Annotated in this window: 12 protein-coding genes, 1 tRNA gene and 1 riboswitch; of the genes, 8 read left to right on the top strand and 5 right to left on the bottom strand. The window is 49.7% G+C overall.

Going from position 1 to position 13,805, the window contains the following annotated elements; all coding sequences use genetic code 11:
* Positions 1-115 precede the first annotated feature (115 nt).
* Positions 116-676, top strand: a complete 561-nt coding sequence (locus CCUR_RS06330) for a LemA family protein (RefSeq protein WP_015778817.1) — start codon at positions 116-118, stop codon at positions 674-676.
* Positions 677-710: 34 nt separating this feature from the next.
* Positions 711-1,106, top strand: a complete 396-nt coding sequence (locus CCUR_RS06325; RefSeq protein ID WP_015778816.1) for a hypothetical protein — start codon at positions 711-713, stop codon at positions 1,104-1,106.
* 185 nt (positions 1,107-1,291) lie between these two features.
* Here CCUR_RS06325 and CCUR_RS06320 read toward each other — a convergent pair.
* Positions 1,292-1,382, bottom strand: a tRNA-Ser gene (locus CCUR_RS06320).
* 191 nt (positions 1,383-1,573) lie between these two features.
* On the opposite strand from CCUR_RS06320, the gene CCUR_RS06315 reads away from it, so the two are divergent.
* A complete protein-coding gene (locus CCUR_RS06315; protein ID WP_015778815.1) occupies positions 1,574-3,562 on the top strand; it encodes a DUF2207 domain-containing protein in 1,989 nt (662 codons plus the stop codon).
* A 151-nt stretch (positions 3,563-3,713) separates the two neighbouring features.
* Positions 3,714-4,253, top strand: a complete 540-nt coding sequence (locus CCUR_RS06310) for a shikimate kinase (RefSeq protein ID WP_015778814.1) — start codon at positions 3,714-3,716, stop codon at positions 4,251-4,253.
* Between the two features lie 178 nt (positions 4,254-4,431).
* Here CCUR_RS06310 and CCUR_RS06305 read toward each other — a convergent pair whose 3' ends face one another.
* On the bottom strand, positions 4,432-5,958 hold the full coding sequence (locus CCUR_RS06305; RefSeq protein WP_174249822.1) for an alanine/glycine:cation symporter family protein: 1,527 nt from the start codon (positions 5,956-5,958) through the stop codon (positions 4,432-4,434).
* Positions 5,959-6,193: 235 nt separating this feature from the next.
* Positions 6,194-7,792: a Na+/H+ antiporter NhaC family protein gene (locus CCUR_RS06300; RefSeq protein ID WP_015778812.1), complete on the bottom strand. Its 1,599-nt coding sequence runs from the start codon at positions 7,790-7,792 to the stop codon at positions 6,194-6,196.
* A 59-nt stretch (positions 7,793-7,851) separates the two neighbouring features.
* A riboswitch (Lysine riboswitch) is annotated at positions 7,852-8,016 on the bottom strand.
* A gap of 182 nt (positions 8,017-8,198) precedes the next feature.
* Here CCUR_RS06300 and queF point away from each other — a divergent pair.
* The 3 genes from queF (at position 8,199) to CCUR_RS06285 (ending at position 10,598) form a co-directional block, all read left to right on the top strand.
* Positions 8,199-8,825: a preQ(1) synthase gene (gene queF / locus CCUR_RS06295; RefSeq protein WP_280985056.1), complete on the top strand. Its 627-nt coding sequence runs from the start codon at positions 8,199-8,201 to the stop codon at positions 8,823-8,825.
* A complete protein-coding gene (queC, locus tag CCUR_RS06290) occupies positions 8,822-9,544 on the top strand; it encodes a 7-cyano-7-deazaguanine synthase QueC (RefSeq protein WP_015778810.1) in 723 nt (240 codons plus the stop codon). The genes queF and queC overlap by 4 nt, the downstream gene beginning before the upstream one ends.
* 307 nt (positions 9,545-9,851) lie before the next feature.
* The gene (locus CCUR_RS06285) at positions 9,852-10,598 is read left to right on the top strand and encodes a queuosine precursor transporter (protein ID WP_015778809.1); all 747 of its coding nucleotides are present in this window, start codon (positions 9,852-9,854) and stop codon (positions 10,596-10,598) included.
* Positions 10,599-10,842: 244 nt separating this feature from the next.
* Here CCUR_RS06285 and queA read toward each other — a convergent pair whose 3' ends face one another.
* Positions 10,843-11,919: a tRNA preQ1(34) S-adenosylmethionine ribosyltransferase-isomerase QueA gene (gene queA / locus CCUR_RS06280; RefSeq protein WP_015778808.1), complete on the bottom strand. Its 1,077-nt coding sequence runs from the start codon at positions 11,917-11,919 to the stop codon at positions 10,843-10,845.
* Positions 11,916-12,641 (bottom strand): epoxyqueuosine reductase QueH, encoded by a 726-nt coding sequence (locus CCUR_RS06275; RefSeq protein WP_015778807.1) that lies wholly within the window; start codon positions 12,639-12,641, stop codon positions 11,916-11,918. The genes queA and CCUR_RS06275 overlap by 4 nt, the downstream gene beginning before the upstream one ends.
* Positions 12,642-12,908: 267 nt before the next feature.
* Between CCUR_RS06275 and CCUR_RS06270 the strand changes: the two genes are divergently transcribed.
* Positions 12,909-13,805 carry an HAD family hydrolase gene (locus tag CCUR_RS06270; RefSeq protein WP_015778806.1) on the top strand — a complete coding sequence of 299 codons (897 nt, stop codon included), beginning with the start codon at positions 12,909-12,911 and terminating at the stop codon, positions 13,803-13,805.

Genomic DNA, 13,805 nt, shown 5'->3' with positions numbered 1-13,805 from the left:
AGTGCGTAAAAGCTATTCGAAGCCGTCGGTTTGGTTTCAGAGCTTGTCCGTGAGTTCATCTGTGAAGGGAGCATGCTAGAATAAAGTGCATCGATTCCCTACAAAGGAGACTGCAATGATTTCTGCCATCCTTATTATTGTCGGCATCATCGTTGTGTTGGCGATCGCACTTATTGCGCTGTACAACAATCTGATCAAATTGCGTAACCGAGTAGATAATGCCTGGTCGCAGATAGATGTACAACTCCAACGGCGTCTTGATTTGATTCCTAATCTGGTTGAGACGGTTAAGGGATATGCTCAGCACGAACGCAAAACACTTGATGAAGTCACGCAAGCGCGTGCAGCTGTGGCGACAGCTCAGACTCCTGGTGAAAAGATGGCAGCCGATAATGTGCTGACCAGTACCTTAAAGACGCTCTTTGCTGTCAGTGAATCGTATCCAGAGCTGAAGGCAAACGAGAACTTCCTTGACCTGCAGAATCAGCTGTCAGACACAGAAGATAAGATCAGTTACATGCGGCAGAGCTATAACGACACGGTAATGAACTTCAATAATGCTATTCAGACATTTCCAGCAGTACTTATTGCTGGTGCTATGGGCTTTACGAAGCGTGAGAGCTTTGATGCTGCAAGTGGTGCCGAGCAGGCACCCGCTGTGCAATTTCAATCGTAGTTAGTTCCAGTCGTAGTTTCACCCAGAGGTCGAGATGGTTGCTCGTTTTGCGCGTGTCCTGCCTCTTCTGGTGGTGATGGCTCTTATTGCTGCTGTAATCTACGTAGCAGTGTCATGGCGCTCTTCTCCCAATCGGGCGAAAGAGTTACTCATTCATATTTTCTTCGGAATCAATGGTCTTATCTGCGCATTTTTTGGTCTCGCAGCGCTCTATGCCTTGTTTGAATCGAACAGTGTGGCAGTCGAATTGGCATTTTCATTTTTTGCGGTAGGGGCTATTGGTTTGGTGGTGACAGCAATCTGTCGCACGATTTTTCATCGAAACCATCCGCACTACCGTTTTATACCTGTGGAAGCAGAGGTTATTAACCCACCAATATGGCAGCGCATTGCTGCTGAAGTGCTTCGTCGTCTGCTGCACCGCCGCTAATTGATACTTGCGACGACACCTGTGGCGATGCACCGTTTGCACGGTATCACTTTCCGGCGGCTGTAAGAAGAATACGACTGAGCTGAGTTGCAGTGTACGGAAATAGACACGGGTATATCGGGTCAAAACCGCTTGCTGATATTACGTATGGGTGGGTGTCTGAAAAGCAGACTCAAGAATAAAAGTGGCGGAGAGCTGGGGATTCGAACCCCAGATACCCTTTTGGGGCATACTCGCTTAGCAGGCGAGCACCTTCGGCCTCTCGGTCAGCTCTCCGTCCGGCCTTTACGCGTCCGAAGCCCGAGACGCAATGGCTCATACTAGCGTCTTTCAATGAAAGATGCAAGAAGCGGAAGAGTGATTCAGCGCGCTCTTTCGGTATCATCACCGCATTTCTAGCTTTCGTGTCAATCTCTGCTGCCAGTCGGCTGGTACAATTGAAATGCACACCGTTTCTGGAGGTATACATGCCAGTGAAGTCAGCTGCCTTAGTGCACACCCCCCATCGTTCTGCACACTCTAGCAAGCTCAGTCATCTCCTGCTTTTTTCGCTTGCGTTATTCACGCTCTTCATTGCTGTTCAGGCAACGTTTCCGTCTACGGCGTGGGCGAAAGATTTCAAGATGCCTCAGGTGGATATCGTTGCAGACATGCAAAGCGATGGGTCGCTGCATGTTGTTGAAAAGCGTACCTTTGATTTTGACGGATCGTTCTCAGCAATTTGGTGGACATTCAATAGCGGTAATATCACCGTCAATAGTATGTCTATGACAAAAACAACCCAGTGGACATCCGGACCGGAGACGAGCACGGTAGAACTTTCAGAAGTGCCTTTTCAAACCTCGTGGCGCAATGAAGGAGGGCCTGGAAAAGAGGCCTACTCAGTGGATAGCGTGAAGAATACGGTGTATGCCTTTTTCTTCGCAACTAACGAGCAGCGCACCATCACTATCGACTACACCGTCGTTGATACCGTAGCGGTCTACGATGATGGAGTTGATCTCTATTGGCAATTTGTCGGAGACGGTTGGAGTGAAGCTTCCTCGAATGTTACCTGTAAGATAAATCTACCTGCACCAGCTGGAATAGCTGCGCAGCCCGGAAGCGATGTCTATGCCTGGGGCCACGGCCCAGCAAGTGGTACGGTTTCGTTTAATGATGATGGAACGAGTCTTACCTATGCGATTTCCAAGGTTCCTTCGGGTTCGTTTGCTGAGGCACGAGTGGTCTTCCCGCGTGCATGGCTTGTCGATTTGCCACAGAATTATGCGAATTACCACCCCGGTGTCTCCCATCTTGACCAGGTGAAAGAAGAAGAAGAGAAGTGGGCTAATGAGGCTAATCTAGGGCGGGCATTAAACATCGCATTTATTGCGGGTGTTGTGCTTCTTTGTGTGCTTGCTCTTTTGATTGCTTGGCGTTTGTATCTTCGGTATGGCAAGGAATTCAAGCCAACTTTTACGGATAAATATTGGCGTGATGTACCTGATAAAGAGGTACATCCTGCGGTGATAGCGCGCCTGTGGAAGATGGGAAAGACAAACAATTCTGAGCTAACAGCAACTATCATGCATCTGGCTAACGAAGGTGCCGTTATTATTGCACGTGGTACCTATCCCAATGCAAAAGGTAAAGAAGTAGAAGATTTCTATCTCACACGCGTACCTGCCAAAGTTGAGCAGTTAGCCGACCCGATTGATCGGAAAGTCATTGAGTTTTTGTTTGATAAGATTGCACAGGGTGAAGACGCTCTCTGGTTAGGAACTATCAAACAGTATGGCTCAGACAATCCCAGCGCATACGATAAGCAGATTAGATCGTGGCGCGGGCTGGTAACCGCTGAAACAAACAGGCAGGAATACTTTGAGCAGTCTCATAAGGGTACCCTCACGGCATTAAGGGGATTTGTTGTTATTGCTGCCTTTGGTGCGTCTTTCGTAACCGGGAATTTCATTCCACTTATTTGTGCGGTTCCGACAGCGTTTATTATTTTTATTATTTCTTCAAAGATGGAACGTCGTACGCAGAAGGGAACTGATACGTATGCACGTTGTAAAGCATTACGTAACTGGCTAAAGGACTTTTCTGCTATCGACGAGCGACCGCCGACTGATGTAAAGGTCTGGGGTGAATTCATGGTATATGCCTATCTGTTTGGTGTTGCCACCGAAACGATTGCTCAGTTGCGTGCAGCCTTCCCTGAGATGTTTGCCGAAGCCGAGACGGGAAGTGATTCCTCTCTTAACTGGTATACAACGTGGTATGCATACAATGCTGGTGCACACGGGGGATCTGCTGCGGATAGCTTTACGTCAGCTTTCGACACGATGGTCAGTAATACCGAAAGTGTGGTAAGTAGTGCCCTGTCGCCTTCATCGTCTGGTGGTGGTTTTGGCGGAGGGTTCTCCGGCGGCGGCGGAGGCGGTTTTGGCGGCGGCGGAGGCGGTGCGCGCTAAGCCTGCGAAGCATACTTCAGTAAAACTGTGTTTTAACGCTCGTCTAAAAATGATTTGCTCACGACGCGCACTTGTGCTGACTTATTTTGGCTATCACTTGCTATAGTGCTGTGATTGAATGTTGTTGGGTGTGAATAGGTAAAGGAACGCCATGGTGGAGAAAGATAATATTGTGCTTATTGGCATGCCAGGAGCTGGAAAGTCGACACTCGGTATTGTGTTGGCCAAGATCTTGGGGTTCGATTTTATCGATGCTGATTTGCTTATTCAGAATCAGAGTAATAAGACTCTGCAAAAGATCCTTGATGCCTGTGGACCAACTGGCTTTATTCAGGTAGAAAACGAAGTGCTTTGCGGTCTCGAAGCATCGCGCACGGTAATAGCAACTGGTGGCTCTGCCGTGTATTCCGACGAAGCCATGAAGCACCTTATGCATATTGGTACGATAGTGTACTTGAAGACATCGCTTGAAGAACTCACCATGCGACTTGGTGGGTTATACGAACGTGGCGTTGTGATGAAAGACGGTATGGGTATGAGCCTATCCGACCTGTATGAAGAGCGTATTCCTCTGTATGAACAATATGCTGAAGTGACTCTTGATCTTGATGGTATGAGCGTGCGTGATGCTGCCCGTAAGCTTGTTGATATTTTGTCGCTGCAGGAATCAAATCCTTCAAACCCTTCATAGGGTGGTCTTCATAAGAAAACGAGCTTATAAGCCTATAAGAAACTTTCAGAAAGAGCCTTCCTTGCAAGAGCGAGGAAGGCTCTTTAGCTACCGTTGCTCGTTTTCTAAATATGCGGTGTTTATCCGCGTCTTTGTTCTTGCGTTTGTCTTTATCCCTCGGGTGGGGCAACTTCTTGTGTTACCCCTGCGGGGAGCCGACCTTCCAGTCAATAGGATCGTTCACGTAGGCGACCATATCTTCTTCGTTGCCGCTAGCATCGGCTAAGCGCGTGAAGTACGTCTTTGTTTCGTGAGCCACAATTCCTGAAAGGGCAAACAGCGCAATCATATTGGGAATAGCCATAAGGCCGTTGAAGATGTCAGCAATGGTCCACACAGCAGCAACAGTCATGTATGGTCCAATGAATACACAGAGGATGTAAAGCCATCGGTAGGCCTTTACTACCTGTAGATTGCCGCCAGTAAGATATTCAAGGCAACGCTCGCTATAGTAATCCCAGCCAAGAATCGTAGTAAAACCAAAGAGTACCATGCATATCATTACGAGGAAGTTCACCAGAAGTTCAGGCAAGAATGGCAGCCCTAAGCTAAATGCTTTCATGGTGACAGCAGCACCTTGCAAATCAGCGATGTTGTAGGCGCCGGTCATCACAAGAGCGAGACCAGTCATTGAACAAACGACAATGGTGTCGAGGAAGGTGCCTGTCATGGACACCAGACCCTGACGCACCGGTTCGTTTGTTTGAGCAGCTGCTGCCGCAATAGGAGCCGAACCCAAGCCTGCTTCGTTACTGAAGATACCGCGGGCGATACCTTTTTGCATGGCAATAATAATGGCACCAAGTGCTCCACCTGCTGCAGCCCGCAGGCCAAAGGCACCTTCGAAAATCTCAATGAAGGCACTTGGTAGCTTGTCAAGGTTACATATGATCAGCAACACTGCAAGACCCACATAAATGACCATCATAGCGGGAATAACACGTTCTGCTACTGAGGCAATGCGCCTGAGACCGCCAATAACGATTAAGGCAACAAATGCAGCCAGCAAAAGACCACCAATAACGGTTGCCCAGGAGTAATCCATGCCAAGCAGTTGCACGGTGACGGACTTCTGAGGGTCGAAAAAGTTAACAATCGAAGATGAAATACTGTTGACTTGGGTAAAGGTACCAATGCCAAACAGTCCTACGCACACGCCGAAAAACGCAAATAGTTTTGCAAGCCATTTCCAGCGATGGCCCATGCCACGTTCGATGTAGTAAAAAGGGCCACCGAGCACATGGCCTGTTTTCGAATCCCAGTTACGATACTTAACTGCGAGCAGGCCTTCGGAGTATTTTGTTGCCATGCCAAACAGAGCAGCTATCCACATCCAAAAAAGCGCGCCGGGGCCGCCTGCGATTACTGCAGTGGCAACGCCGACGATATTGCCAGTTCCGATTGTGGCAGAAAGTGCTGTACAGAGTGCACCAAAGCTGGAAACTTCCCCTTTCGCACTTTTTTCGTTTTTCAACATGTAACGCAAAGCGCGACCGAGCTGTCTAAATTGCAGTCCACCCATGCGACAGGTTAAGAAGATGCCGCCAAATAGGATGAGGCAAATAAGCGGTACACCCCACACGGCATCGTCGACGGCCATCAGGAAGCTGTTGATGGCAGCAAACACTGGTTCCACGATACAAAACTCCTCTTCTGAATTCTTCATAGAAGCGTAACTCTGGGATGAGGAAAACATGCTTCTAGAATGTTTGAACCACTTCTGAATAAATGCGAACAGACTACCACTTTTATCGGATAAACCGCCCTACTCCTTTTAAGAAGTACTTATTGTGGAAGCAAAACCTTGCCAGGCGGTTTATCCGCTTGCCCGTGTGAGCGTTTTGCACCAGCGGCTCGTGCTTGTGACTCATAAGTTCGTGAGAGATGAGCCGCGTGCGTGGTTAGTTGGTTTTGGCAGTGCTCTTACCTGCTGGGACACCTGCTGCATCTGTTGGCACTGATCCAATGGTTCGCTTCAAGACAATCAAAGTGGCTATCGTGAGCACAATCCCAATAAGAAGACAGATAGCTGCGTTCTGCACAAAGCCGGCAACAAGGAACATAACAAATGAAAGACCTCCTACCGTTAGCGCATAGGGCAACTGCGTCGATACATGGTCCAGATGATTGACGTTTGCACCAGCCGATGACATAACTGTTGTATCGGATATGGGTGAGATATGATCGCCGCATACGGCGCCAGCAAGACAGGCCGAAATGCCGATAGTCAGCAGCGTTGATTCACTTGAGAAAATTGGCAACACAATAGGAATAAGGATACCGAAGGTTCCCCAGCTGGTACCCGTTGAAAAAGCGAGCCCCAAAGCAACAAGGAAGATAATACCGGGCAGGAAATTGTATAGACCAGCTGCCGCGCCTTCCATAAGTCCTGCCACGTAAGTATCGGCCCCTAGCGCGGTGGTCATCAACTTCAAGGTAAGGGCGAAGGTAAGAATAAGTAGTGCAGGTACCATGGCGCGGAAGCCTTCGACGAAACAATCGGTAGCCCGCTTAAAGGTGATTACGCGGCGTGCAATCAAATAAATAAACGACAAGATAAGAGCAATAAGTGAACCAAAAGGTAAACCGACCGAAGCATCAGTATTTGCAAATGCTGCTGAAGGATCAGCGAATCCGTCCGCGGTTGGATCCCAAAAACCGCCCACATAGAGCATACCGATAATGCAGAAAGCGATTAACAAAAGCACGGGGATAAGCATGTCCCACAGCGTTGCGCGTTTGTTATGCGCGCGTTCTTCGCCACCGAGACTACCCAGTTCACCATCGCGATATGCGGCTAATTCAGCTGAAGCCATGGGGCCATAATCGAAGCCCATAATGCATATGCCGATAATAAACACAATGGTCAGGATGGAATAGAAATTAAACGGAATAGCCTGGATGAATAGTTGGATACCCGTAATGCCAGTATCAAGGTTGGACGCGGTAGCTGAAACAGCCGCTGCCCACGAAGAGATAGGGGCAATCATGCAGATAGGTGCAGCAGTCGCATCAATAAGGTAAGACAGTTTTGCGCGTGAGACTCGCTGCTCGTCGGTAACGGGACGCATAACAGCACCCACCGTTAAGCAGTTAAAATAGTCATCCACAAAAATGAGTACGCCCATCACGAAGGTGGCAAGCATGGCTCCCCGGCGTGATTTCACATGGCGCGCCGCCCAAGCCCCGAAAGCAGCTGCGCCACCGGTTGCATTCACGAGCGCCACGATAATACCCAGCATAACCAAGAAGAAAAAGATGCCAGCGTTCCAAGGGTCGGCTAGGGCATTGATAAAACCAGTTTTACTAGCGTCATCGCCTTCGCCGAGCGTGCCAGAAATAATGAATTGAAGGGTCTGAACAGGATTACCCGCAGCAAGCAGTATTGCGCCGACAACGATGCCGATAAAAAGCGAACTAAAGGTTTCTTTCGTGATAAGTGCTAAGATAATAGCAACAATAGGGGGCACGAGCGCCCAAAACGTTCCGATGAATTCCATGTATGCTCCTTTGTCGAACAGGTCATGATCGCCATGACTTGCCGACGGGAACGTCCGCACGCCACGATAGCTCTCCGCAAAAGCGGCAACAAGTACGATATTCTCGCGCTTGCCAGGTATCGTACAACGGAAATTGTGCGACCCTTCGGCGGCGTTCCCTTTTACTCCGTGTGTTTCCGCACCGTTAAGGAGCTACTGATGAAAACCGCGCCTCTACCACACCTGTAGGCTTACAGTCGCTTCATTCTAGTTGATATAAAGCATGCAGGGAAGATGCATAAAATGAAAAATTGATACTTTCACAATGAGGATAGGGTGCTCATCTGCTGGGCATGTGCGGAGTAAAAGGTGTTGGGAACGAATGGTATAGTAAGGCACTGATCTGCTCGTTAATGAAAGGAAGGGCATGTCTCATACTCCTACAACAGATTCGTCCGATGTAGAAACCGCTACGACGGATTCGTCTTATGCAAAAGGTTGCAATGCAAAAATGCCATCACAAGCGGCTGCAAGCTCGCTGGTCGACTCATTCCAGACAGAGGGTCGCGATGCAAAAGCGGAAGGCATTACGCTTTTAGGCAATGCGGGCACGCAGTATGCCAGCGATTACGATCCCAGTTTGTTGGAAACCTTTGAAAACAAGCATGCGGATCACGATTACATGGTGACTTTCCGTTGCCCTGAATTCACCACGCTCTGTCCTATCACGGGTCAGCCAGATTTTGCCACGCTGTACATCAACTATATTCCGCAGGTGCGTATGGTGGAAAGTAAGTCGCTCAAGTTGTATTTGTGTAGCTTTCGCAATCATGGTGACTTTCATGAAGATGTGGTCAATGTAATCAAGGACGACCTGGTAGAACTGATGGAACCCAAATACCTTGAAGTACGCGGAATGTTCTATCCGCGTGGTGGTATTTCTATTTATCCCTTTGCCAATTGGGCGCATCCGCGTTTCGGCTATCAGGATATTGCACAACGTCGTTTATTTAAACAGTTATCCGATTTAGATCGAGGCGACGGGGCACGATGACTAGAACCAACGAAACTGCACCAGCGTCGACGGCCCATGCCTTGGTGTTATCAAGCGGTGGGGTTGATTCAACCACGTGTCTTGCTTTGGCGGTGGATCGTTTTGGGCAGGCAAACGTTTCAACAGTGTCGTTCTTTTATGGGCAGCGCCATAGCCGCGAACTGGATGCCGCTGCTGCGGTAGCCGAGCATTATGGCGTTCATCATTATGTGCTTGATCTGGCAAGTGTGATGCATTACTCCAATAATGCGCTCATGGCCACATCAACGCAGCATGTTCCCCATGGCAGTTATGCGCAGCAGATGGAAGATGACGGTCATCCAAATACCTACGTGCCATTTCGTAATGGACTCATGCTTTCTGCCGCCGCCGCTTTGGCTGCTTCGCTTTTTCCTGATACTTCGTGTGCACTCTACCTAGGTGCGCATGCCGATGATGCGGCAGGGAATGCCTACCCCGATTGCTCACCAGCGTTTACTGCACATATGGGTCGTGCTATTTCGTTTGGGACGTACGGAAATGTACGGCTTGAAACACCATTTGTTAATCAGAACAAGGCCCAGGTTGTGGCAGAGGGCTTGCGCCTTGGCGTACCGTACGAAATGACCTGGTCGTGTTATGAAGGGGGCGAAAAGCCCTGCGGTACCTGTGCAACTTGTCTGGACAGAATTGCTGCGTTTGAAGCAAACGGTGTGAAGGATCCCGTTTCCTATAGATAAGCAAGCATAAACAGAAGACGAGTGCAGGTAAGAGATGCCTTCACGGATAACATCTTCGTCCTTGTCATTAACTAAAATTGGCAAGGACAGCAGGCAGACACGGGTGCTAGACGGACCGACAAGAAATTTCATATCCATATTTCGTGACAGAGCCACCAAGTAGACAGAGGTAATAGAAAGGTTCATCTTGGCGACGATGCGCTATAATGCCGTCTGCACGTTGTCTGAATTCGGCATTGTGCCCGATCCCGCTTGAAGGCGGGGGTTGTTCGCAACATCCAACCTAAAAAAACTAAGGAGTTTCCCCATGAAGAAAACCAATCGTAACCTGCTTATTTGCGCCATGGTATTTGCCATTTCGCTTGTTATTTCGAATGTGGTTACCGCAAAAACCATCCAGACGGGCATCCCGTTATTTGGAAGCACTATTACCCTGCCAGGTGCTGCCCTGTGTTACGCAATTACCTTTCTGATGACTGACGTTGTTGGCGAAGTGTGGGGGCGCAAAGAAGCACAGACTATTGTGTATGGTGGGTTCGCTTGCCAGGTGTTGGCTACCGTGCTAATTGTATTCACGCAGTCGCTGCCGGCAGTAAGTGCCGATATGCAGAATGCCTATGACATGCTGCTGGGTCAGAATGTCGTCTTTGTTATCGGCAGCATGACGGCGTATTTTCTTTCGCAATCATGGGACGTGTGGGTATTTCACAAGATTCGCGACCGTGTGCTCAGTGGTAATCATTCTGCGCGGGCGCGATGGATATGGAACAATGCTTCAACGATGACTTCGCAGATCATTGATACGGTAGTGTTTGTTGGTATCGCTTTTGGTTTTGGCTTCGGTTGGTTGTTTGATGCAGCTCTGCTGCCACAATTAGGGGCCATGATGGTAGGGCAGTACCTTATCAAGTTTATGCTGGCTGCTTGCGATACGCCCTTCTTCTATCTATTAACTCGGCGGTCACAGGCACCCATTCAGTCTCAGCTAGAAAGCCTGCAAGCGGAAGATTTTCAGGCGGATGGCTCTCTCAAAGGACATGCTGCGTCAGCCTAAGCATTCGCCATACGTCACACTGCATCAACTTACTAGTCGCTGTATGGCTGGCCTCAGCCCCAGTGATGATCATCGCGTCACCTCGATTTTAGCGCCCTTACACTGTCTCAGCGTCAGTAGTCACTGTGCTGCTTCAGCTTATATGCTTTCGTATATTGGTAAAGAATCATTAACGAAAAGCCGAGTCGCCTCTGTTTACTTGCCTGCAAGAGGGCTGGATCTCTTGGTTTTGCTGTAACGGTCTTCAGTGGATAAACATCGCATCGCCAAAAGATAGCATGCGATATTTGTTATCGATGGCGTGGCGATAGGCAGCCATAATAGCGTCGCGACTGCTGAAGGCTGATACCAGCATCATGAGCGTGCTGCGTGGCACATGGAAATTCGTGATAAGGGCATCAATAACATGGAAGTTGCTTCCCGGTAAAAGGAACAGCGCAGTTTGTGCCTGGTCGCGCGCAACAAGTTGGTGCGTTTCAACATCCCAAGCCGATTCCAAGCTGCGGGTGCTTGTGGTACCAACAGCAATAACGCGTCCACCGCGCTGATGAGCTTCGTTACAGGCATCAACAACCCGCTGTGGCACAGTATAGGTTTCAGTGTGCATCGCATGGTTGCGTGGGTCATCTTCGTCGACAATACGAAAGGTATCGATGCCTACTTGCAGTTCGACCGTTTCCCAGCGAGCGCCTTTTGCTTTAATAGCCTCGATAAGCTCGGGCGTGAAATGAAGCCCTGCAGTGGGTGCAGCGGCGCTTGTTTCACGATTTGAATAGACGGTCTGATACATTTCCTCGTCGCCGACATACTGTTTGATGTACGGCGGCAGGGGTGTATGGCCGACAGCATGAAGCGCCTCATCAAGGGTAGAGTAGGCTTCTGTGGAAAGGCGGGCGATGCGTTCGCCTTTCCCACTTTCGACGAAGCCGACTATTTCGGCGGTAAGAGCCGTGCTTCCATTTGTACTGGGGAAGTCAATGATCGCACCAGGTTTCAGGCGTTTACCGGGACGCACGAGCACTTCCCAGTCCGATTGAGTGTTGTTTTGTTGCCCGTGGGGAAGGGGACGGAGCAAAAAGACTTCTGCCGCGCCGCCTGTGGTGCGTTTGGCACCGAGCAAACGAGCTGGCAAGACACGCGTTTCATTTGCAACGAGGACATCACCGGGATTGATGTAGTCGATGATGTCGCAAAATATTTTATCTTCAAGAGCACCGGTAATGCGATCCATGACAAGCATTTTGCACTTGTCGCGAATGGGTGCTGGCTCTTGAGCAATGCGCTCTTCAGGTAGATCGTAATCGAAATCGCTTGTTTTCACGACTGAACCATCTGTGCTCTTGCTGCATTACGTGCAGCTCGTTTTGCCTGCTGTTTACGAGCGTAGGCAGCTTGCTGTTCATTCTTCAGGCGACGCTGTGCTTCGGCAGCAGCCCGCAAGGGAGCTTCAGCTGCTGCGCGTTGTGCCTTTTCTTGTGCACGGCGACGCTTACGTTCGGCGCGCTCGGCATCAGCTTCTATTTTTGAATAGGCGCAGCCACAGTAATTTTGGCGATACATGCCAGCATCGCGACTGCGACGGGTCGCTTCCGGGTAATAGGGGCGAAAGTCTTGCCAAACACAGGTCAGGCCATACTGGCTGCACACCGCTTCCAATTCTTCGTGACAAATATCAAAAAGCTGATAGGGGCTTACAGCCAGGGTAGTCGACAGAGCTTCGAAGCCTTCTTCAGCAGCAAAACGAGCGGCCTCTTCAAGACGCATTCGATAGCACGCTCGGCAACGGTCGCTTATACGGCGTGTTTCTTTCCAAGCAGCCCCAGCCGTTGCGTTCCAGGCGGTGTCGCTGTAAGCACCTTCAATAACAGGAATTCCCTCTTCACGGGCCCAATCGTGCAGTGTTTCTAAGCGATGGTCATATTCGGCGCGCGGTTGAATGTTGGAATTGGCAAATGCGATAGTTATATCGTACCCTTGGGCGGCAAGTAACCGAACCGGCTCGAGCGAACAGGGCCCGCAACAGGCATGAAGCAACAGTTTCACGAATCGGACCTTTCACTCTGGTTGGTGGCGCCGTAATGCTGTAATACTCATACCCTACGAGGGAAGACGCGACGCGTAAAGCCCCAACCGCTGATGTACGGAAAATCAGCGCGACCACGTAGTCGTATCCTTTTAAGGTATATGTTATAGGGGTATGTTCTGTGTATTGCAAAGGTTCCCTCTATACTGCCGATACGCGGCAAAGAGAAATAGCTCGCTGTTTTGCAACCGATGAAGATGTGCGCCGTTTGCACTTGAAAGGTTTTTATGAACGATGCATGTGCACAGCCCGCTCAGACGGCTGTCTTCTATGATGCGATCTTTTTCGATTTGGATGGCACGCTCCTGCCAATGGATGTGCCTGATTTCCTGGAGCGCTATTACTTTCATCTGGGAGTGCTTGCTCGTGAGCGGGGGTTTGATGCCAGCGTTATGACCGAAGCGCTCAACGAAGGCATGCGCGTTATGGGCGACCATGAGCCGGACATTACCAATATTGAAGCTTTTTGGGGCATGTTCGAGCGTCGTTTTTATGAGCTTGAGGGCACGTGGGCAGATCGTCAGGCGATTGAAGAGTTTTTCGACGAGTTCTATCGCACACGTTTTGATTTGGCGGGCGAACACATTGTTGCCGATCCGTCTGCTCAGAGGGCGGTAAGCACCTTGGCTGCGAAAGGCTATCCGCTCTACTTAACTACGATGCCGTTATTTCCTCGTGAAGCAGTGCTCGCTCGATTGCGATGGGCAAAGGTTGATGCGGGGTTATTTGCGCGCATTACCTCATGCGAGAACTCAACGGCGGTCAAGCCGCAGGTGGCATACTATTACGAAAACTTATTTATTGCCCAGACTGAACCAGCACGTACGCTTATGGTGGGTAACAACACGTTGGACGACTTAGTGTGTCTGAATGCTGGTATGGATGCCTATTTGGTGACTGACCATCTTATTAATACGAATGGGTACAACATCGATTCCGTTAAGCACGGGACATTAGCGCAGTTTTGCGCGTTTGCGGAAAGTTTGCCGCCCTGTACGAGCACCACAGCGCTTGCAGGAGACCCTATGCGCTCGCCGCTTGAGGATGATTCGGCGGGAGTCGCTTGGGCACGTTCGGGCGATCGTAACCTACATCCGCATGCCGACTGGGAGGATACGCTGTAG

The sequence above is a fragment of the Cryptobacterium curtum DSM 15641 genome (genome assembly GCF_000023845.1).
Taxonomy (GTDB): domain Bacteria; phylum Actinomycetota; class Coriobacteriia; order Coriobacteriales; family Eggerthellaceae; genus Cryptobacterium; species Cryptobacterium curtum.
This window is presented reverse-complemented; position numbering and strand designations above follow the sequence as displayed.

Coding starts and splice junctions, on each gene's coding strand:
- CCUR_RS06330 (WP_015778817.1), top strand. CDS start 116: ATGATTTCTGCCATCCTTATTATTGTCGGCATCATCGTTGTGTTGGCG.
- CCUR_RS06325 (WP_015778816.1), top strand. CDS start 711: ATGGTTGCTCGTTTTGCGCGTGTCCTGCCTCTTCTGGTGGTGATGGCT.
- CCUR_RS06315 (WP_015778815.1), top strand. CDS start 1,574: ATGCCAGTGAAGTCAGCTGCCTTAGTGCACACCCCCCATCGTTCTGCA.
- CCUR_RS06310 (WP_015778814.1), top strand. CDS start 3,714: ATGGTGGAGAAAGATAATATTGTGCTTATTGGCATGCCAGGAGCTGGA.
- CCUR_RS06305 (WP_174249822.1), bottom strand. CDS start 5,958: ATGAAGAATTCAGAAGAGGAGTTTTGTATCGTGGAACCAGTGTTTGCT.
- CCUR_RS06300 (WP_015778812.1), bottom strand. CDS start 7,792: ATGGAATTCATCGGAACGTTTTGGGCGCTCGTGCCCCCTATTGTTGCT.
- queF (WP_280985056.1), top strand. CDS start 8,199: ATGTCTCATACTCCTACAACAGATTCGTCCGATGTAGAAACCGCTACG.
- queC (WP_015778810.1), top strand. CDS start 8,822: ATGACTAGAACCAACGAAACTGCACCAGCGTCGACGGCCCATGCCTTG.
- CCUR_RS06285 (WP_015778809.1), top strand. CDS start 9,852: ATGAAGAAAACCAATCGTAACCTGCTTATTTGCGCCATGGTATTTGCC.
- CCUR_RS06270 (WP_015778806.1), top strand. CDS start 12,909: ATGAACGATGCATGTGCACAGCCCGCTCAGACGGCTGTCTTCTATGAT.